Source organism: Agrobacterium larrymoorei, assembly GCF_005145045.1.
Classification (GTDB): domain Bacteria; phylum Pseudomonadota; class Alphaproteobacteria; order Rhizobiales; family Rhizobiaceae; genus Agrobacterium; species Agrobacterium larrymoorei.
This window is the reverse complement of record NZ_CP039692.1, coordinates 817297-838671: the sequence shown is the minus strand read 5'-3', so window position 1 is coordinate 838671 and position 21375 is coordinate 817297. Positions and strand designations below refer to the sequence as shown.

Sequence of the window (21375 nt, the reverse complement as noted above, 5' to 3'; positions counted from 1 at the left end):
ATCACAAGAAACAGGGTGCACAAGTGCCCTGTTTTTCGTTATCAGAGATGCAAAGATTTCCTTTGGACGGGTCCATGCTCTTTAAAAACTCTCGCAGTATCATCATCCCGGTTAGCGTGGCGCTTGCCGCAGGCCTCGTTCTCTCCAGCTGTGGCCGCAAGGGCGATCTGGATGCTCCAAGCACGCCGGTAGAGCAGCGTAACCTGCGCTCGACGGATGGCACGGTTGAAAAGACGCCGGAGCGTCCTTTCATTCTCGACAAGCTCCTTTAACGGACGATAGAAGTGAACCATTTTCATTACATCGACGGCGTGCTGCACGCCGAAAACGTAGCCGTGCCTGAAATCGCAAAGGCCGTCGGAACGCCGTTCTACGTCTATTCGACCGCCACGCTGGAGCGTCACTACAAGGTATTTTCGCAGGCCTTCAACGATGTGGACGCGATGGTCTGCTACGCCATGAAGGCCAACTCCAACCAGGCGGTGCTTAAGACGCTGGCGAAGTTGGGTGCCGGCATCGATGTGGTTTCTGGCGGCGAACTGCGCCGCGCGCTTGCCGCAGGCGTGCCTGCCAGCCGCATCATGTTCTCCGGCGTCGGCAAAACGCCGGTGGAGATGGATCTGGCACTTGAGGCGGGCATCTATTGCTTCAACGTGGAGTCCGAGCCGGAACTGGAAATCCTCAACCTGCGCGCCGTGAAGGCGGGCAAAAAGGCGCATGTCTCCTTCCGCATCAATCCTGATGTCGATGCGAAGACCCACGCCAAGATTTCCACAGGCAAGAAGGAAAACAAGTTCGGCATTTCATACCAGCGCGCACGCGCTGTTTATGCCCACGCGGCCACCTTGCCCGGCATCGAAGTCAGCGGCATCGACATGCATATCGGCAGCCAGATCACGGAGTTGCAGCCTTTCGAGGATGCATTCCGTCTGCTGCGGGAACTGGTGGAATCGCTGCGTGGCGATGGCCACAAGATCAGCCATGTGGATATCGGCGGCGGTCTCGGCATTCCTTACAAGGACGACAACAACCCGCCACCTTTGCCGGATGCCTATGCGCATATCGTCAAGAACGAGCTGAAGAGCCTCAACTGCAAGATCGTTACCGAACCCGGTCGCTTGATCGTCGGCAATGCCGGTATCCTCGTCACCGAGGTATTGTATGTGAAGGACGGCGGCGAGAAGACGTTTGTCATCGTGGATGGCGCGATGAACGATCTCATTCGCCCGACGCTGTATGAGGCCTATCACGGCATTCGCCCGGTGGTTCAGCCCGAAGCAGACGCGCCCCGCATCAAGGCGGATGTCGTCGGCCCCGTTTGTGAAACGGGCGATTATCTGGCGCTGGATCGGGAAATGGCCGCTCCACAGCCGGGTGATCTGATTGCGGTCAGCTCTGCCGGTGCCTATGGCGCGGTCCAGGCCGGAACCTATAATTCCCGTCTTCTGGTGCCTGAAGTGCTGGTCAATGGCGACAAGTTTCACGTCATTCGCCCGCGCGGCACCTATGAGGAATTGATTGCGCTGGATTCCGTACCGGTCTGGCTGGACTAAAGAGACTGCGATCACAATTCGGCGAAAATGCCTAAAAAGTGAGGGCGAGCGAAGACTTGCCCTCGTCTTCGCCACAAACAATGTTATCTTCGGCACTGTTGCACTGAATGGTTTTGCAATTTCGGCAGATGCGAAACCGTGTGGCCAGACCGGGAGAACGGATTGATGACCACCAGGCAAGGCGGAAAAGGCGCTTTCGAAAAGAGACCGGACTTGGCACGACGCGTCGCTGCCAAGCGCTTCTTCGCGAAGGTGGTTCTGTTTGCCGAGCGTTTAGCGCCGAAAACCCTGCTGCCGCTGTCCATTGCAGCCCTCTTTATCGTTCTTGGCTGGCTTGGGCTTTACCGGCAGATACCGGATCTGCTGCGTTGGGTCGTCGTTTTTCTTCTGATCTTCAGCTTCATCAGTTCGCTGCTGCCCATCGCGCGTCTGCGCTGGCCGTCCAGGGATGAAGCCTCGCGACTGCTTGAAGAGCGTAATGGCCTTCCGCACCAGCCTGTTGGCGTGCAGGAAGATGAGCCCGCTTTTGAAACCCCCATCGCACGGGCGCTCTGGAAAGAGCACCAGACGCGCATGGCGGAGCGGATTGCAGCGCTTGACGCCGGTTTGCCGAAGCCGGATATCGCCCGACATGACCGCATGGCGCTTCGCGCCGTGCCCGCGCTTCTGCTGGTTGCCGCCTTCGGTTTTTCCTATTCCAATGGCGCTGGCAGCGTCTCGGATGCCTTTCGCAACCGGCCCGCAGCAGGTCCCCTCAATCCCGATATTCGTCTCGATGCATGGGTGACGCCACCATCCTATACGGGTCGTGCGCCGATTTTCCTCACCAGCCAGAATACGGATCGTGACGAGGCGGTTTCCGTCCCCCAGTCCTCGAAGCTTACCATCCGCATGACCGGCGGCGCCGGAAACGAGGAGGTGACCTTCGAGCCTGACGAGGCGGGCCAGCTGCAGAAGCTTGCGCCGGAAGGGGCGGCGGAGCAGGCCAACGCCAGCAATGCTCCCGCACCCGCACCCGCAGCCGAGGGCAGCGCGCCTGTCGCACCCCGCACTTTCTCCATGGAGTTCAAGGAAAGCGGAACGATTGAGGCGAATGGCCAGCAATGGCTGTTCAACATCATCCCGGACAAGCCCCCGGTCATTGCCTTCGAAAACATTCCGCGCCGTGCGGTAAATGGTGCGCTCGAAATCGGCTTTACCGCCAAGGATGATTACGGCGTTCGTGAAGCTCACGCGATAATCGAGCCTCTCGATGTCGCGGACGGTGCGACGCCGCTTTATCCGCCGCCGGAATACAAGCTTGATCTACCACGCCAGAACCCGCGAGACATCAAGGGTCTGACCTCAAGGAACCTGACCGAGCATCCGATGGCGGGCAAGCGCGTTCGCATCACGCTGGTCGCGACGGATGGTGCGGGGCAGACAGGCAAAAGCCCGCCGCAGGAAATGATCCTGCCGGGCCGTAATTTCTCCGAACCTCTGGCCGCAGCAATTGTCGAGCAACGCCAGATATTTTCCCTCGATACGCGGCAGATGCCGAAGGCAATCGCTTATAACGAAGCCATCGGCATGCGTCCGGAAGAGACGATCCCCAACACCACGCATTACCTCCTGCTGCAATCTGCGCAAACGCGGATGAAGCTCGCTTATAATGAGGAGATGCTGAAGGAGACTTCGGATTATCTCTGGGAGATTGCACTCGGCATCGAAGACGGTGATCTGTCTCAGGCCGAAAAGCGTCTGCGCGATGCGCAGGATGCGCTTTCTCAGGCGCTGGAGCGCAAGGCGCCCGATGAGGAAGTCGCCAAGCTGATGCAGGAGCTGCGCGATGCGATGAACGAATTCATGAAGGAACTTGCCCAGCGCATGCAGAATGCGCCGCAGGCCAACATGAACCAGCAGGCGCAAAACGTGTTGCGACAACGCGATCTGGAAAACATGATGAACCAGATCGAAAATCTGGCGCGCTCCGGCAATCGCGATGCGGCGCAGGAGATGCTGTCGCAGTTACAGCGGATGATGAACAACCTTCAGGCAGGTAGACCACAGCGCGGCCAGCAGGGCCAGCAGCAGGAAAACAGCCAGCTACGCCAGCAGATCGACAAGCTCGGCGAAATCATGCAGCAGCAGCAAAAGCTGATGGATGAGACCTTCAAGCTGGATCAGGCTTTGCGCGACCGCATGCAGCGCGGCGACCCGCAGCAGGGCGAAGATGGCGGCGAGCAGCAGATGGGCGAAAACGGCCAGCAGCAGCCCGGCCAGCAAGACGAGCAGCAGCAGGGTCAAAATGGTCAGCGACAAAATGGTCAGGGCCAGAACCCGGACCAGATGACGGCTGAACAATTGCGCGAAGCGCTGAAAAACCTGCGTCAGCAGCAGGAAGGGCTGGGCAAGCAGCTCGGAGAGCTTCAGCAGGGACTTCGTGACCTTGGAATGGAGCCTGGCCAGAACTTCGGCAAGGCCGAACAGGAAATGAAGGGCGCAGGCGAAGCGCTTGGACAGGGCCGTGGTGAACGTGCTGTCGAAGGGCAGGGCAATGCACTGAATGCTCTGCGTCAGGGCGCACAGGACATGATGGGCCAGATCATGCAGGCCATGCGTCAGCAAGGTCAGCAGCCGGGCCAAGGGCAGCAGGGCATGGCAGGTCAGGGAAATCAGAACGGTCGCGATCCACTTGGTCGCCCCCGCGCCAATTCCGGTCCTGATTTTGGCGACTCCCAGGTTCGCGTGCCGGATGAAATCGATGTTCAACGGGCCCGCGAAATCCTCGAGGCGATCCGCGAGAAACTAGGTAATAACCCGCCGGGCGAGATCGAGCGTCGCTATCTTGAGAGATTGCTCGACATTCAGTAGCCTTCAGGTCTTCACGGCGATTGCTGGCTTTCCCTGGCAATGCCCATTGCTGGTCGCTAACCTTTTCGGTTCATCTGAACGGTATCAGGCTTAGATACGTTGAGACACTTGGCACAAACTGATCCGTCTTTACGCCACCGGCGTCAAATCCCGCGCCGGTTCATCCAAGGAGTATGTCAATGACAATTAATACCGTCGTGTGGGGCGAGAATATTCATGAGCATATCAATGAGACTGTTCGCTCCATTTATCCGACTGGAATGCACAACACCATTGCCGATGCGCTGAACAGGGACGCGGACATAACGGCGACAACAGCGACGCTTCAGGAAGAGGAGCATGGCTTGCCGCAGGCACGGCTCGATCAGACGGACGTGCTCGTCTGGTGGGGGCATAAGGATCACGGCGCGGTTCAGGATGAGATTGTTGAGCGCGTGGCGAAACGTGTCTGGGAAGGCATGGGCCTGATCGTGCTCCACTCCGGCCATTTCTCCAAGCCGTTCAAGCGCCTGATGGGCACACCCTGCGCGCTGAAATGGCGTGAGGCGGGAGAGCGCGAACGCGTTTGGACCATCAATCCACGCCACCCCATTGCAGCCGGTCTGCCGGAGCATTTCGAGCTTGAGAACGAGGAAATGTATGGCGAACAGTTTTCGGTGCCGGAACCATTGGAAACGGTCTTCATCTCCTGGTTTCAGGGCGGCGAGGTGTTCCGCTCCGGTCTCACCTGGCGGCGCGGTGCGGGCAACATCTTCTATTTCCGCCCGGGCCACGAAACCTATCCCACCTACCACGATGCCAATATCCAGAAGGTCATCAGCAACTCGGTGAAGTGGGCGTATAATCCGGCTGGCGCGCTGAAGACCATTCATGATGCGCCGAACGTTCCCGTCGATCAGGCGCCCGAGCCAATCGAAGAACGTGGCCCCAAATTGCATAAGGCTGGCGAAGCAGGTTACAGGTAATCGATCATGAAGCTTCTTATTCTTGGAACCGGTGGCATGGCGAACAACCACGCCACCTATTTCTCGCAAATTTCCGGTGTCGAACTCGTTGCTGCGGTGGATGTGGATGAGGTTATCGTCCGCGCCTTCTGTGTACGCCACAACATTCCTTTAAGCTTTACCTCACTGGATGATGCCATTGCTTGGGGAGAGTTCGATGCAGTCGCCAACGTCACGCCTGATTCCATCCACCACCCGACCAGCCTGAAGCTACTGGCTGCTGGCAAGCATGTGTTTTGCGAAAAACCGCTGGCGGAAACCTACGCCAAGGCCGCGGAAATGGCGGATGCTGCCGAGAAGGCCGGTCTCATCGGCATGGTCAACCTGACCTATCGCAATGTCGCGCCGCTTCAGGCAGCACGGCAGATGGTGAAGGAAGGCCGGATCGGCAAACTGCGACACCTCGAAGCGTCCTATCTCCAGAGTTGGCTCGTATCCAAGGCATGGGGTGACTGGATGACGGAAAGCAAATGGCTATGGCGTCTCTCCACCAAGCACGGCTCCAACGGCGTGCTGGGGGATGTCGGCATCCACATTCTCGACTTCGCGTCCTATGGCGCGGGCAGTGATGTGGAGCGCATCTTCACCCGCCTGAAAACCTTCGACAAATATGAAGGCAACAGGATCGATGTCTATGATCTCGATGCCAATGACAGCTTCACCATGACGGCTGAACTCGAAAACGGCGCCATGGGTGTCATCCACGCCACCCGCTGGGCAACGGGCCATCTGAACGAACTGCGCCTCCGTCTCCACGGTGACAAGGGTGCGCTGGAAGTCGTGCACACGCCCGATTACTCCACACTGCGCGGATGCCTCGGTGAGGATGTGGAGAAGGCGATCTGGAGAGACATCGAGCCAGATCCGGTGCCGACGAACTATGAGAAGTTCGCAAAAGCGGTGATGGAAGGCGGCGTTGCCGATCCCGATTTCCGCCACGCGGCCAACCTGCAAAAGGTAATCGACCTGTCCATCATTACGGACCGCGAACGCCGTGAGATTGCGGTCTAGCGTAGGGCGCCAAATGATACCGGCAGTGCGCCTGCCGGTATCGAAGCCTGAAGAACTAACTGTCATCTGATCTGCCAGATTTTGAGGTCGCTTCTGTTATTGCGATGCTTGACGGCGGATATTGTTGCGAATTGAGCCAGCAAAGACCCGGCAAACGGTATGTTAACACGTCTTGTTTTAGGATGATCCTGAGAGAGCCTGTGCTTAGCCGCGATATACTCAAGCGATTATACTGCAAGCTTGTACCTCTCTTCGTTGCGAGTAGTGGTGTTCATTGATGCTTCACCAGTTCCTCGCCTGTTTCGAGTCGTGAGTATATGGGCCGGTGAACTGAGATGGCGATGAATCAGGGAGTGGTGGCCGAAGCGCCTTATCGCGAACCCGTGCACGGGCCGGAAAACCTGTTCCGGCTGTTGGGGCTGCTTTGGCGCAATCTCTTGAAGATCATCGCTGCCGGTGTCCTTCTGGCGCTCATCGCTTTTGGCGTCTCGCTGCTGATGCCGAACTATTATACCTCGACCGCTCAGGTACTGCTTGATCCAGAAGGATCGCGGGTGCTGGAAAGCGATCTGCCCGGTCAGCCCCGCGCGGTGGATGCGCACGTGCTGAACCAGCAATATATCATGACGTCGAACGACGTGCTTGCGCGAGTGGTGGAAAGCGAAAAACTCTATGACGATCCGGCTTTCGGCGCTGCCGATCCGGGCTACCCGGACAGGGCAAGCCGCATTCAGCTGGCCGTCTTCAATCTGAACAAGGTTACGAGCGTCGCCGTCGTCGGCAAAAGCTTCGTCATCAATATAACGGTGCGCTCCAAGGACCCGGAACGTGCAGCCCAACTCGCCAATGTCATCGCCAACACCTATATTCAGGTGCGTTCGGAGATGAATGCGGACGTGCTTCGCCGCACCGGCGGTGGCCTTTCGGCGCAGCTGGATCAGTTGCGCAAAGCGGTTGAAGATGGCGACCGCGCCGTGCAGGCCTACAGGGCAGAGCACAATCTGGCAGACATTGCGGGACGGCCCGATAGTGAGCAGCAGATCGCCGATGCAAATGCTGAAATCACGCGGCTTTCCGGCACCATTGCCGAGAATGAGGCGTTGGTTGCGGAGCTGACGCGCGCCCGCACGGACCGGCAATATCTGCGCTCCATTCCAGATACCTCGCTGACGCCTGCCATCATATCGCTGCGCGCGCGCTATCAGCAGAGCCAGGAAGAGCAATCCGTGCTGGCAACCTCGCTTGGCGCGCAGCACCCTTCCTTGCAGGCGGCCAGAGCCCGCACGCAATCGCTTGCCAATATTCTCGATGAGCAGCTGCGAAACTTCGCCACCGCGACGTCTCGCAACCTTGACCGGCTGAAGAACCAGTTAAAGCTGCTCACGGACAATGCGGATGCCTTGAAGCGCAATCTCAACGGCGAAGAAAGTACCATGGTACAGCTGCGCGAGCTTCAGCGAAAGCTGGACAGCGACCGTGCCGTTTATGAATCATTCCTCTTGCGCACGCGCCAGCTTTCGGAGCAGCAGGGCACGTCCAGCGAAAATCCAAGGATCATCTCCGCTGCCGAAGCCCCCCTTAGAAAAGCTGGCCCGCCAAGAGGCCTGATCACCATCGGCGCTGGCCTCTTCGGGATGATCCTCGCAGCAGGTATCATCATTCTCAGGGACCAGTTTGGAACACCGACGGGTGCTAACGTCGTGCCAGTAGCGCCTGTCAGAGACGACATCCCGCCTGCAACGCCGGTCGATGTCGCCGCTGCCGCGCCGATTGCGCCCGTTGCTGCGCAGGTGGCGCTCGCCCGAAATTCATCGAGCCTTATGGTTCGGAATGAGGATAGCGACGCACTGCTTGCCCCGGCGGGTGATGACTATGCCGGGCTGGCGAGGCTATTGAGCGCCTCCCTGCCATTGGCGCAGAACCACAGCGTACTCGTTGTTGCAGCGGGACCGAAAAACCGGGCACCTTATGCAGCCTTTAATCTGGCACATGCCGCGGCGCGTTTAGGCAGGCGGGTATTGCTGGCGGATGGGGCGGTTGCCGATCCGGTCCTCACGCAACTGCTTCTTCCCGTGGAAAAGCGTGGCGCAGACGGGCAGGGACACGTCGCGGATTTCGAAAGCACGCAGCTTTTGAAGTTTCTACCGGCTGGACATAACGACCTGCTGGAGCTTCTGGAAAGCGGCAAGGCCGAGCCTTATGATCTGGTCATCATCGATGGTGCGGTGGCGGGCAAAAATCCTGTTTCTTCCTCTTTGAGGAAAATGATTGACGACGTCGTGCTTGTTCAACATGAAGAAGATAGTGGTAGCATCGTTCTTGCGCTTATAGCTCTGGAGGAAAGCGGCCTCGAGCAGACACGGGTGGTCCGTCAAAGCCGCGCCGGTCTTCAATATTGAGGTAGCATCTTGGCAGAGGATACCAACTGGGCTGTCAGGCGCTTTCCTTACTTGCGGAAAGGTCTTTCCATGAAAGGCCTCAACGTCATCTTCAATATGGGGCTTCGTGGTTCCACATTGGTACTGCGCTTTGCGCTGTCCTTCTACATCGTCAAGTTCATGGGGCTGGAGGCGGCAGGCATCTACGGTCTGGCGCTAGGCGTCGTGAATGCCGCGCCCGCAATTCTGGGCTGGGGGCTTAACTACTTCATCGCCCGCGATATCAGTGGCAGGCCGACAAGCGTTGCTGGCGTCTATATGAAAACACGGCTGGTGGTGACGTTGGCATCGCTATCGCTGATGACGGTGCTGTTGCTCATCGCAGCGCTCGGCTTCGATCACCCCATCATACCGCTTTATCTGCTCATTCTGGTCATCGTCTGGCTCGAAACCATTTCCTGCGACATCCATGTTCCGCTGATCGCGCAGGAAATGTCGAGTGCCGCCAATGTCCTGTTTTTCCTGCGAACCTCGTCCTGGATATTGCCTGTGGTCGGGCTCGGGCTTCTGTTTGAGCCTTTCCGTAATATTCAGACCGTGCTGGCCGCATGGAGCATCGGCTATGTGGTGATGTTTGTCGGGCTGGTCTATTACGTGCGCCAGTGGCCGGTTTCGCGCATCATGAAGGCTCCGGTCCAGTATGACTGGATCAAGAGCCGCATGCGCCGCTCCTGGCTCATCCATATCAGCGATATGAGCAATGTGGGGCTGGTTTATGCGGACCGTTATATCGTGTCCCTGCTTCTCAGCCTGTCCTTGACTGGTGTGTATACCTTCTATTGGTCGCTGGCCAACGCGCTTCAGACCCTGATTTCGACTGCGGTGCTGCAGGTCGCCATTCCCTTGCTGTTCAAGGCTTACGACAAGGGTTCTGCTGCCGAGTGGCGCCATGTCATGACGCGGCAGTTTGCCAAGACTTTTGGTGTTGCCTTCGCGCTTGGCATTGCCATTTTCATTGCCGGTAACACGCTCGTTCATTTCATGAACATGCCCCAGCTTGGCGAGCATAATGGCATTTTCGCTCTTCTTCTGCTTACGGCGGTCGTGCGCTCCTGTACCGATCTCATGGGTTTCGGCCTCAACAGCCTGCGCAAGGATGGGCATTACGCCTTCGTCAATCTGTCGAGCGTCGTTCTTTCGGTGGGCATGAGTTTTCTGCTGATCAGCACCTTTGGTTTCATGGGTGCGGGTCTTTCTGCATTTTTTACCGCCCTTGTCACCGCCTCCATTTCAGGCGTCATGCTGTGGCGGGCTTCCAGTAATTTAACAAATTAGACGGGCAGTAGACTGCCGAAATCGGGTGGGCATTGATATGGCAGTAGGGCAGCCGCAGAGCACTTTCACGGGCAAGCTTCTGAAGAAGCTCTACCACGCGACCATAAACAGCCTGCCGATAAAGCAGGCTTCGCAACTGCAATATTATCGCTATCACAAGCTCTGGCCAAATATCGACCATCCCAAAACACTGAACGAACATCTGGTTGCGCGCAAGATTGCGTGGCGGGAGCCTGCGGACGATCCACGCCTCATCACGCTAAGCGACAAGATCGCGGTAAAAGCGCATGTCGCGGCAGTTCTTGGTGAAGCCTGGGTCACGCCGACGCTTTGGCGAGGCAAAGATCTGAACGATTGCCCGCCACTGCCGTTCCCCTATGTCATCAAGGTCAATCACGGTTCGGACAGAAACATCTTCGTTTACGGGCCGGAGGATCTGGTGGGCGCGAAGGAGAAATGCGACGTCTGGCTTCAAGGCCGCACCGCCTGGCGATTGGCCGAGGAGTGGTATAACCATATCGAGCCCGAAATCTTTATCGAGCCATTTATAGGCGATAATGGCGAAGCGCCTGTCGACTACAAGCTCTTCTGCTTCGAGGACGATATTCCCTGCATCCAGATCGATACGGCGCGGTTCTCCGATCATCGGCGCTGCTTTTATGACGAGCACTGGAAGAAGCTTCCCTTCGGACATTACTATCCGATGGAAGAAAACGACCTGCCGCGCCCGCCGCATCTGGATGAGATTCTGACAGCGGCGCGGACGCTGGCGCAAGGCTTCGAATTCGTTCGGATCGATTTTTACGACAAGCCGTCCGGGCCAGTATTCGGGGAAATGACCTTTTCCCCCACATCCGGTTTCGGCGCATTCCGTCCACCGTCAACCGATGCCTGGCTGGGCCAGTTCTGGCGGGATACGCCTAAAGGGAAATTCCGCAGCGCTGGAAATCCGTGAGCATTACCTGCTGGTGGGTAATGCAGCTGCACCCTCAGTTGGCTTCGTCAGCAGCCAGGACAGTATCATGCCGCCGAGAAGCCACGCCGTGACGACGTAAACATAGTAGAATCCCGGCGTGAACACGGCGTTGAACATGAAAAGAAACGCGATATAGCCACAGGCCACCCGGCGAAGGCCGAGGCGGTTACGCGGCAGGTCTGTATGAACCCACATCTGTAGCTTTCCGAAATAAAAGCCGAAGAGGGTCGCCGCGATGATGACGCCGGGAATGCCGAAGTTGAGATAGGCTTCACCGAAGAGGGTGGGGCGCAGACCGGCATGCGATTCCGGGTTCAAGCCCGCAAGCGTCGTGGTGATGACGCCGGTGCGGTAATCGTTTCGGAATTCGCTGATGAAGGATGGCACGAGCGCCATATAGCCCGCCAGATAAGTCATACCGTGGTAGAAGCGGCCATCGAAGCCACCCAGTATCCACGCATAGTCGCGGAAATCCGAGAAATTGTTGGCGTAGAATATCTGGTAGGTCAGCACCTGAAAAATATCCGGTGCTGCGCCGCCATCGGCTGTCGAGCGCAATATGCCGATGACAATGGCAAAGACGATGAAGCCACCGCAGGACATGGCGAAGACGGCGAGGTTTTTGTACCGGTAGGTGATGATGAGGCAGACGACGAAGGCGAAAAGCGTTTCGACACTGGCGCCGCGCGTGCCGATCATCAGGCCAAGCGAACTGCACAACACACCCATGGCCACGAAGAAGCGACTATGGCCGAAACCATAGACCAGCAGGCTGAGCGTTATGGTGGGCAGGATGACGGAATAGAGGTTGATGGCTGGGCGGAGGGACGTGTTTTCAAACGAGAATTCACGTCCTTGAAAAGGGCGAACGCCCAGCGCGAACAGCCCGAGTGTGGCGAAGAAGATGACGATGATCGAGAGCCACACGCCGGTTCGCGTCTGCCAGAAGGAATAGCCCTTTTCGATAAAGGTGAAGAGCCCGCTTCTGCCGGAACTGAATGTGGCCAGAAACATGCCAACGATAATGAAGATGACGCCCAAAACGGAAAGATAGAAGGCTTCGTTGATATATTGGCGGATCACATAGATCGCATCGCCAACCGCGTCCATGTTTCGCTCCGACGATGCGAAAGGTGGCATCACAAGGATCGGCAAGACGTTGTAGCGAATCCAGAAATAGGAGGAGAAGGTCAACACGCCCCAACGGAAGAAGGAGCTGACGTAATAGATGAGGAAGACCAGCCAGCCGAGAATGAGAATTAGCCAAGCGAGATTGGACATTTCCAAACCTTGTTTTATGTCCCGGCGCCGGAAGTCAGCCAGCTGAATCTTTGGAGATTCAGGCCAAGTATTCTCCTATTCTGCGGTCAATCCCTTAAGATTTTGTTAGCCATAGCGCTTGAGCGATCAGGCATATTCCTTGATGCGTACTTCTCCATGGGCCGCCGCCACCAGTATCCGCTCAAGGTTTTTGTAATAACCGGATTGTTCAGCAGTCCCTTGAAAATTGGCAATGCCGGGGAAGAGTTCGTCGCGCCTGCGCCACCACTCCTTTTGGCCGATTTCCAGCGCCATGCCCATCAACCTTGCCAAAGTGCCGGGTTTGGCTGGATCGTAGCACCAGCCCGTCTCCTGATCTTCCACGATTTCCGGCGTGCCGCCGCGCGCGCTGCCGATGATCGGGATGCCGTGCAGAGGTGCCTCGATGAGGATACGGCTTTGCGGCTCGTGCCACAGCGAAGGAAGGATCACGGCATCCGCCACCCGATAGACTTCCTGTGGCGCAACGAAGCCGCGAAAATCGATATTGTGCTGTGTCGCGACCTGCCGCAGATACGCCTCCTCGGATGATCGTCCGCGCCCCGCGACTATGAGGCGGGCAGAGCGATTATTGGGCAGTGCCTGAAAGGCGTCGATGAGATCGCGGATGCCCTTTTCTTTGGTCAGGTTGCCGAGATAGCCGAAAGTAAATGTATCCGTCGCGGGTTTGGAGCGACCGAGCAGGCTTTTGTCGAAACATTTCTGCGCGGTATTGCGGTTGTGCATGACGTGCCAATCGGCCTTGTCCAGCACCCCGTTTTGAAGAAACCGCTTTTTCAACGAATGGCTGACGGCGATTACGGTCATGCCTTCGCCGCTGGTCTTCATGCGTTTGCTGAGCAGGCTGCAATCGAAACACTGCTTTTCGCAATTGTCGCCGCGGCGAAACATGCTGGTCTTGGGACAGAGCAGGGCATAGTCGCGCAGGTGCAGACAAACCGGCGTCCCCACATTTTCTGCTGCCTGAAACAGGGCGGGTTGCATGTAGGCGGAGTTCTGCGCGTAGATGAGATCGAACTGCTCGCGCTTGAGGAAAGCTTTGAGGCCTTCGACGCAAACAGCACCGAGTGCAGTTCGCAAATGCCACTGCGCGCGATGGATTATATTGGCAGACGGTTTACGGGAACCCGGCAGATAGCTGTTGTTCCAAGCAAGGCGAACGACGCGGATGCCGCCAGCAAGCTGGGTTTCGCCGGGCGGAACCAGTGGATCGCCCTCTTTTCCTAAGGCAAGCACCGTCACGTCATGGTTTTTGCCAAGCTGAATCGCCCCGACGCGAGCGGATATTTCCGCGCCCCCCTCTTCCTGGGGAGCAAAGGTCTGCGAAACGATGCAGATTTTCACGCCGGTTCCCTTTATACGTTTATATGATTTCTGGTCGTGCCTGCTTGTTCATTCATGCCCGAGAAGCATTTAAATATGTTGAATGCCCTGCTCGTAATGTATGACATCTCTACCTTAACGCGCAATAAAGCCAGATGTATTCCCTCACATTGGGTAAAGATGAGCTTACCTGGCAAATCATATTACTGCGAATAGGGGAGGATAGATAAGGGTTATCTGTCGTTCTTCCATTTTGTTTAAGAAATTTAGGGTTTAACAGTCTCAAACGCGCGTCCGCATTTTCGACAGGGCGTGATGAGGTGGAAGTATGAGGGTTCTGCACGTCTATGAAACGATCCCGGGGGGACCTGCGACCTATTTCAATGAAACGGTGCCGGCCCAGATCGAAAAATACGGCGCGGAAAACGTAAGGGTCATCGTTCCGGCCAGCCACCTGTCCCATATCAAGAATACGCCGTCATCCTGTATCGCCACCTTCAAGCGGAAGCGTCGATATCGCTCGCTGCCAGCCCTCGCGCGCGCAGTGGTGGCTGAGGTGAAGTCTTTCAGGCCGGATGTCGTGCATGCGCATTCCACCTTTGCAGGTGTCATCGTTCGAAGCATTGGTGCGGTTTCAAAAGGCTTTCCGCCCATCGTCTACTGCCCGCATGGCTGGGTGTTCGACATGCAGACACTCGGTCCATTTCGCCTACCCGCGCAGTGGGTGGAGCGCCTGCTTGCGCCATTCTGCCGGAAGATCGTCGCGATCTCACATCATGAATATCAACGCGGGCTCTCTGCGGGTATCGATGCCCGGCGGATGATCGTGATCGAAAACGGAATTTCCGCAAACAAACCCCTGGCTGTTCCTGTCGAATGGAACGATCCCCGCACCAAGGTTCTCTTCATCGGTCGGCTGGACCGGCAGAAGGGCGTCGATATCCTTTTAAAGGCTGCGGAAGGACTTGAGGACCATGCAGTCTTCAAGGTGATCGGCGCTCATGTGACGACCAAGAACACTATGAGCAGCACCGTGCCTGACAATGTCGAGCTTTGTGGCTGGAAGTCTCCTGAAGAAATTGCCGGTTATCTATCCGCCTGCGACGTGGTGGTCATGCCTTCGCGTTGGGAAGGGTTTGGCCTCGTCGCACTGGAGGCCATGCGCTCGGAAAAGGCGGTAATTGCGTCTGCCGTTGGCGGGCTTCAGTCTGTGGTGAAGCATGGGGAGACAGGCCTGCTCTTTCCGGCGGAAGACCATCAGGCATTGCGCCAGGCAATTCTTTCGCACGACAAACCCGGCTGGGCACAAATGGGTGCGGCGGGATATCAGCGGTTCATGGCGCATTATCGCAGTGACAGGACCAATGCGGAGCTCATGTCGCTCTATGACGAGGTGAGCAGCAAGGCCCAGGTAAGGGCAAGAGTTCTTGCATGAGTGTTTTCATCAATGGCCGTTTTCTCACGCAAAAAACCAGTGGCGTGCAACGCTTCGCCCGGGAAATCATCACCGCGCTCGATAAGCGGCTGTCCGAGGACAAAACGTCGGAAAGCTGGACACTGCTGACCCCGGAAAGCAATGCGGACATCCTTCCGCTTTCCACCATCCGTCAGCAAAAAATCGGTAGCCGTTCCGGCCACCTATGGGAGCATACCGATCTCTACAGAGCGGCCAAATCCGGCAAACTGGTCAATCTGTGCAACAGCGGACCTGTTCTTCATGGACGCAGCCTGACTGTTATCCACGATGCCATGATCTTTCGCACGCCTGAAAATTTCTCTTGGAAATACAGGCTCGCTCACAGCACTCTCGGCTATCTTCTTGCCCGGCGCGGAAAGATCGCCACGGTTTCGGCTTTCTCCAGATCCGAGCTTGAGGCGACGATCGGCGCGCGGGATGTTTTGGTCATTCCCAACAGCTGCGAGCATATGGCGAAGATCGGGGCGGATGCTTCGGTGCTATCGAGACTGGAACTCGAGCGCGAAAAATATCTGCTTTTCGTCGGCTCTCCAACGCCGAATAAGAATATCCGCAAGGCTATCGAAGCCATTCGAATGATGGGCGAGCGCGCGCCGAAATTCGTTGTCGTCGGTGCCGCGGCATCCAGCGTGTTTCAGGCAAATGGTGAGGCTGAACAGGGTTCGGACCGCGTGATCTTCACCGGACGTCTGTCCGACGAAGAGATCGTGGCGCTTTACGCCAATGCTGGCGCGCTCTTATTCCCCAGCCTGTATGAAGGTTTCGGAATTCCGCCGCTCGAAGCCATGTTTCTCGGGTGCCCGGTTTTGTCGTCGGATATTCCTCCCACGCGCGAGGTCTGCGGAGATGCGGCGATCTATTTCGATCCGACGAAGGCGGAAGACATGGTGCGGGCAATCAATGCCATTATGAACGATCCGGACCGCCGCACCGAAATGATCGAACTTGGCCATGCGCGTGGACAAAAATTCTCATGGGATGGCAGTGCGGAAAAGCTTCTGGATGCGACCTCAAGGCTTTGATCCATTCTTTACTGATATTCAGATACAATGCATGAACAAGTGCCGGGTTGAAGGCGATGGAGAGTAAACAGCACTGATGCGGATCTGTATCGTAGCTCAGACATTCGCACCTCAGGAGGAAGGCGGCGCGGAGATCGTGGCGCGCATGTGCGCGGCGGAACTGTCGCGCCATCACGACGTCTTTGTTCTTTCACTCGGCATGGAGGGCGACAGCCTCGCCCCTCCCGGCGAAACCATCGGTACAGATGGAATCCGTGTGGTTCGGGTACGCTGGCACAATAGTTACCTCCCGGGGCCCAGAAAGCCCGCTGTCGGCAAGGTAGGAAAGTTGGCCTGGCATCTGCGCGCCGCATGGGGTGCGACGTCCTCAGCCGAACTCAAGGATATATTCATCCGCGAGAAGGTGGATTTGGTTTATGCGCATAATTCGGCGCGGATGCAGCCTGCACTTTTCGAGGCGACCCGCGCGCTGAACATTCCGCTCTGTATGCATCTGCATGATTACGCTCTGCTTTGTCCCAAATCGAGCATGTTCCGCGCCAGTGGCAATTGCGACGAGCCCTGCCTGGAATGCCGCGTCCTGACCTCCCGTTTGAAATCGGATGGCGATGGCGTGACGGTCATTTCCGTGAGCGAGGCGCTAAAGCAGCGTTTTCTGCGCAACGGCATGTTGGATAAAGCGGATTGGCATGTGCTGATCAACGCGAACCGAAGCGAGAAGCTGTTTCACGCGCCGCTGATCGGCAGGGAAACCGGTGCAAGCGAGAAATTCACCTTCGGCTATCTCGGCGCGCTTGCCGAGGAAAAGGGCGTCGAGGATCTGATCCGCGCTTTCGTGAACATGCCGCAACGGGGCGAGGCAAAGCTCATTGTTGCCGGGCGTGGTCGCGAAGACTATGTGCACCATCTCCACACGCTTGCAAAAGATGCGCTGGTTTCGTTCCTCGGTTTCGTGCCGCCGGAAGAGGTTTACAAGGTCGCAGATGTGATCGTGGTGCCATCCCGCTGGCACGAGCCGCAGAGCCTCATTCTGATGGAGGCCGCTACATATGGCCTACCGGTCATCGGCACGGAGCGCGGCGGAACGCCGGAAATATTGAGGGATCTGCAAACCGGCTGGTGCTACGATCCAGACAGGCCGGGTGCGTTGGAAGACCTGCTTGCCAAGGCATTATCGGTCGGTCACGAGAATTGGTGGCCGCAGCGGGATATCAATTTTCCGGGCATCCGTCATTTCCCCGGCACCTCGGAAGCGTCGCACTATTATGGGCGGCTGAACGATATTCTGGTGGAGGCTCAAAGCAACGTCAGGCTGCGTACAGGCTTTGCTCTTTCAAATATTTGACACTACTTCTACTGAAAGTTTTCATTGCTTCAGACTTTTTTTAGTCGATTGGGCCATTGTCACGCTATTATAGCTGATGAGAGTGGGAGACTATTGGAGATGAACGCCGGTTTTGCCCTGGCAGGTATGCGTGATGTGGTTGAGCAGCCTTCTGCCGACTACCCGGTTACGTTTGCGGGCACGACCGGGCTTTATCGACCGGCGGATGCTCTACCGGAGCATGGGCATCCGTCCGTAGCCGTTCTCTTCGTAAGCTCCTGGGGTTTCGAAGAGCTTTGCGCGCGCAAGTTCTGGCGTCTGCTGGCGGAACGGCTCTCCCGCCAAGGCTTGCCCAGCCTGCGATTCGATTATCCCGGCACTGGCGATGCTCTCGATCCGACGGATTTCACGCGGGGCGCCGATGTGTGGCTGGATAGTATTCATGCCGCTGCCGCTAAGCTTAAAGAGCTCTCCGGTGTCGAACACGTTATCCTGATTGGCCATGGTCTCGGCGGGGCCTTGGCCTGGAAGGCGGCGGAAACAATACCGCATGTTGCCGGTCTTGCTCTGGCAGCCCCCGCGCTATCGGGCAGAAACTGGTTGCGAGAGTTCGTGGCAATGAGCCGCATCGCCAATCAGGGCGCCTTGCAGCACGCGAATGTTTCCAGTGGCCCGGCCATGGGTGAGCAGATTATTCCAGAGAGCGTTGCGACCGGGCTTCGCGGCGTCAATATTTCCGCAGCATCGAAAGCTCCCGCACCTGAAGTCTTTCTGTTGCGGCAGGAAAACCGCCCGGCAGACGAGCTTTTCGCGCAGCATCTTTCGCAACTTGGCGTATCGCTGCGCTCGGAAGTTTTTGAAGGATATGACCGTTTCATCCGCGACGTGCTGTTTTCGGTTCCGCCTTTTGAAGCGATCAACGCTCTCGTAAACTGGTCCTCCGGCATCGCGTCTTCTCTTCAACCGGCCAATGAACCAAAGCCGCGGGTCTGGAAGGGCGTACCCTGTCCGGAACCGCTTCAGGGAGAAGGGTTTCGCGAGCGTCCCGTTCGGTTCGGTGACAGCAATCGTCTCTATGGCATGATTTGCGAGCCGACATGTGAGCGCAAAGGCGCGACCGTTCTGGTTCTGCCCACGGGATATGAGCGCATGTCCGGCTGGGGCCGGATAACCGCGCGGCTGTGCAGGGAGCTTGCCAGAAACGGTATCGCATCGCTCCGGCTCGATATGGCCAATATCGCCGACAGCCCGCCCGCCGTTGGTGCACCGGAACAGATCATCTACAACGACAGCCAGTTGCGCGACGTAAACGCCGCCATGGATTTTCTCGAGAAGGAAAAACTGTTTCCGGTTGTCGTGACGGGCCGCTGCAGCGGTGGTTGGGCCGCGTTCAAGAGCGCGGTCAACGATCCGCGTTTCAGTGGCGTCGTTCCGGTGAATGTCTTCGACTTCTACATTCCTGCCGATGCGGATGTGGAGGCACTACTCGTATCATCGCGCCAGCCGCTGGCCAGCTATGGTGCGAAGCTGATGAGCGGCGGTTTCTGGAAGCGCGTGCTGAGCGGCGATGTCCGCATCAGGAACGGCGTCGTCAATCTCTGGGCGATGATCGTTGCCAAGACGATTTCGGTCTTGACCCCGGTCATGGTGAAGCATCCCTATCTTTCAAAACGCTTCCACGCGCTTTCGCTGGATTTTCGCAAGATCGTCGCCAACGATACGCAGATGACCGTGGTCTATACCGAAGGCGACATCGGTGCGGCCATGCTGGAAACGAACTTCGGCCCGCGCGGACGGCTGTTGACCGGGCAATATGGCAATCCCAGCCTCGTCTTCATCGAGGGTGCCGACCACAATCTGACAACGGCGGAAGCCCGCCACGCATGGTCGGACGAGGTGAAGAAAATAGCGCTTCAGTTCAAGCCGGTCCGGTAAAGGCGGCAGACCTTCTCACGAAGGTCTTGGTGGCGAAATTCGTCTGAATGCGGGCCACGCCGGGAACCGTCGTCAGGAAATCGAGAAGCTGCTGATAATGTGGCAGATCCCGCACCATGGCGTGGATCAGGTAGTCCGAGCTGCCGCTGGTCTGATAACCGCCAACCACTTCAGGAATGGACGCAACGCTGTGCTCGAATGTGGTCAAGGCGTCCTTGATCTGCCGCTCCAGCGTCACGGAAATGAAGACGCCCATGTTTCCGAGAAGACGGTTTTCATCGAAGACGGCGGTATAGCCGCGAATGATTCCCTCCTCCTCCAGCTTGCGCACGCGCCGTAGCGTTGAAGAAAAGGACAGGCCTATCCGCGCAGCCAGATCGCGCCAGCTGACGCGTCCGTCATCTGCCAGAACGTTCAAAATCTTGCGGTCGAAATCGTCAAGTTCCATTTTGGATCATTTGATCTAATGATTGCGATAAATCGGGATCATTTGATCGTGAGATCGGCGATATGTCAATTCGAATAGCTTTGAAAAGCGCATGAAGCGATGCTAACGTTAAAGCTGTGGAAGGAGCAGTCCTTCTGCCCTGCAGCGTAACCTTTGGAGGAAGGGGCAGCCGCTTGAACATCGCACTCTTTCCAGGGAGGTGGAAAGTGACTGCAGGCAATGTCGGCATTACGTCACCGCATGTGCGCTCTCTTTACGAGGGGCGCGGATGATACTGAACGAATCCCAGCAGCAGATCAAAGAAATGGCCCGTGCCTTCGCGCAGGAGCGCCTTTTGCCCGGGGCAGCGGAGCGCGACAGAACCAGCCGCTTTCCCAAGGATGAACTTGGCGAAATGGGCGCGCTCGGCTTTCTCGGCATGCTGGTGCCGGAGGAGTTTGGTGGTTCGGATACCGGTGCCGTGGCCTATGCTTTGGCGCTGGAGGAGATTGCCGCGGGGGATGGCCCCTGTTCGACCATCATGAGCGTGCACAATTCAGTCGGTTGCGTTCCCATCCTGAAATTCGGCACGGATGAGCAGAAGGTACGGTTTCTGCCGAAACTTAGTTCTGGAGAATGGATCGGCGGCTTTGCACTCACCGAACCGCAGGCAGGATCGGACGCCTCCAACCTGAAAACCCGCGCGCGTCGGGATGGTGACCATTACGTCATCAATGGCGCGAAGCAATTCATCACATCCGGCAAGACCGGTAACGTCATCATCGTCTTCGCCGCTACCGATCCTGAGGCCGGCAAGAAAGGCATCACTGCCTTCATCGTTCCCACCGAAACGCCGGGCTATGAGGTCGTGCGCGTGGAAGAAAAGCTGGGGCTGCATTCATCCGATACCTGCCAGATTGCCTTCAACGAGATGCGTATTCCTGCCGAGCTGAGGCTTGGCGAAGAAGGCGAGGGATACCGTATCGCGCTTGCCAATCTCGAAGGCGGGCGCATCGGCATTGCCGCGCAGGCAGTCGGCATGGCGCAGGCGGCCTTCGACGCGGCGAGGCACTATGCGGGGGAGAGAACCGCCTTTGGCAAGGCGATCTTCGATCATCAGGCCGTTGCCTTTCGCCTGGCCGATATGGCAACGCGGATAGAGGCCGCGCGGCAATTGGTGCTGCATGCTGCTTCCCTCAAGGAAACGGGCGAGCCATGTCTCAAACAGGCCTCCATGGCAAAGCTCTTTGCCTCTGAAATGGCGGAGCGTGTCTGTTCCGATGCCATCCAGATACACGGAGGCTACGGCTACATGGCCGATTACCCGGTGGAGCGCATCTACCGCGATGTACGCATCTGCCAGATTTACGAGGGGACGAGCGACGTACAGCGCATGGTCATCGCGCGCAATTTGTAATTCGGACTTGCCGCTTTGGG

At 57.3% G+C, this 21375-nt stretch carries 16 protein-coding genes; 13 read left to right on the top strand and 3 right to left on the bottom strand.

Annotation, left to right across the window (positions count from 1 at the left end; all coding sequences use genetic code 11):
- The first annotated feature begins 74 nt into the window (after positions 1-74).
- The 8 genes from lptM (at position 75) to CFBP5473_RS18080 (ending at position 11089) form a co-directional block, all read left to right on the top strand.
- Positions 75-272, top strand: coding sequence for an LPS translocon maturation chaperone LptM (gene lptM, locus CFBP5473_RS18115; RefSeq protein WP_027674070.1), 198 nt, complete (start codon positions 75-77; stop codon positions 270-272).
- A 12-nt stretch (positions 273-284) separates the two neighbouring features.
- Positions 285-1553 carry a diaminopimelate decarboxylase gene (gene lysA, locus CFBP5473_RS18110; RefSeq protein WP_027674071.1) on the top strand — a complete coding sequence of 423 codons (1269 nt, stop codon included), beginning with the start codon at positions 285-287 and terminating at the stop codon, positions 1551-1553.
- 165 nt (positions 1554-1718) lie between these two features.
- On the top strand, positions 1719-4406 hold the full coding sequence (locus CFBP5473_RS18105) for a TIGR02302 family protein (protein ID WP_027674072.1): 2688 nt from the start codon (positions 1719-1721) through the stop codon (positions 4404-4406).
- A 179-nt stretch (positions 4407-4585) separates the two neighbouring features.
- Positions 4586-5371 carry a ThuA domain-containing protein gene (locus tag CFBP5473_RS18100; protein WP_027674073.1) on the top strand — a complete coding sequence of 262 codons (786 nt, stop codon included), beginning with the start codon at positions 4586-4588 and terminating at the stop codon, positions 5369-5371.
- Between the two features lie 6 nt (positions 5372-5377).
- Positions 5378-6421, top strand: coding sequence for a Gfo/Idh/MocA family protein (locus CFBP5473_RS18095; protein ID WP_027674074.1), 1044 nt, complete (start codon positions 5378-5380; stop codon positions 6419-6421).
- A 335-nt stretch (positions 6422-6756) separates the two neighbouring features.
- The gene (locus CFBP5473_RS18090) at positions 6757-8820 is read left to right on the top strand and encodes a GumC family protein (protein WP_084631467.1); all 2064 of its coding nucleotides are present in this window, start codon (positions 6757-6759) and stop codon (positions 8818-8820) included.
- Positions 8821-8889: 69 nt separating this feature from the next.
- Complete coding sequence (locus CFBP5473_RS18085; protein WP_027674076.1) at positions 8890-10134, top strand: lipopolysaccharide biosynthesis protein; 1245 nt, start codon at positions 8890-8892, stop codon at positions 10132-10134.
- Positions 10135-10171: 37 nt separating this feature from the next.
- Complete coding sequence (locus CFBP5473_RS18080; RefSeq protein WP_136954399.1) at positions 10172-11089, top strand: ATP-grasp fold amidoligase family protein; 918 nt, start codon at positions 10172-10174, stop codon at positions 11087-11089.
- A gap of 3 nt (positions 11090-11092) precedes the next feature.
- Here CFBP5473_RS18080 and CFBP5473_RS18075 read toward each other — a convergent pair whose 3' ends face one another.
- A complete protein-coding gene (locus tag CFBP5473_RS18075) occupies positions 11093-12391 on the bottom strand; it encodes an O-antigen polymerase (RefSeq protein WP_027674078.1) in 1299 nt (432 codons plus the stop codon).
- A gap of 126 nt (positions 12392-12517) precedes the next feature.
- Complete coding sequence (locus CFBP5473_RS18070) at positions 12518-13774, bottom strand: glycosyltransferase (RefSeq protein ID WP_027674079.1); 1257 nt, start codon at positions 13772-13774, stop codon at positions 12518-12520.
- Between the two features lie 307 nt (positions 13775-14081).
- Between CFBP5473_RS18070 and CFBP5473_RS18065 the strand changes: the two genes are divergently transcribed.
- The 4 genes from CFBP5473_RS18065 to CFBP5473_RS18050 all read left to right on the top strand — a co-directional run bounded on the left by CFBP5473_RS18065 (position 14082) and on the right by CFBP5473_RS18050 (position 19511).
- On the top strand, positions 14082-15188 hold the full coding sequence (locus tag CFBP5473_RS18065; protein WP_051441162.1) for a glycosyltransferase family 4 protein: 1107 nt from the start codon (positions 14082-14084) through the stop codon (positions 15186-15188).
- Positions 15185-16252, top strand: a complete 1068-nt coding sequence (locus CFBP5473_RS18060; protein ID WP_027674080.1) for a glycosyltransferase family 4 protein — start codon at positions 15185-15187, stop codon at positions 16250-16252. The genes CFBP5473_RS18065 and CFBP5473_RS18060 overlap by 4 nt, the downstream gene beginning before the upstream one ends.
- A gap of 76 nt (positions 16253-16328) precedes the next feature.
- Positions 16329-17597, top strand: coding sequence for a glycosyltransferase (locus CFBP5473_RS18055; protein ID WP_027674081.1), 1269 nt, complete (start codon positions 16329-16331; stop codon positions 17595-17597).
- A 99-nt stretch (positions 17598-17696) separates the two neighbouring features.
- Positions 17697-19511 (top strand): alpha/beta fold hydrolase, encoded by a 1815-nt coding sequence (locus CFBP5473_RS18050; protein ID WP_027674082.1) that lies wholly within the window; start codon positions 17697-17699, stop codon positions 19509-19511.
- Here the strand turns inward: CFBP5473_RS18050 and CFBP5473_RS18045 are convergent.
- Positions 19495-19959, bottom strand: coding sequence for an Lrp/AsnC family transcriptional regulator (locus CFBP5473_RS18045; RefSeq protein ID WP_027674083.1), 465 nt, complete (start codon positions 19957-19959; stop codon positions 19495-19497). The genes CFBP5473_RS18050 and CFBP5473_RS18045 overlap by 17 nt on opposite strands.
- A gap of 268 nt (positions 19960-20227) precedes the next feature.
- On the opposite strand from CFBP5473_RS18045, the gene CFBP5473_RS18040 reads away from it, so the two are divergent.
- Positions 20228-21355, top strand: a complete 1128-nt coding sequence (locus CFBP5473_RS18040) for an acyl-CoA dehydrogenase family protein (protein ID WP_027674084.1) — start codon at positions 20228-20230, stop codon at positions 21353-21355.
- Positions 21356-21375: the final 20 nt, after the last annotated feature.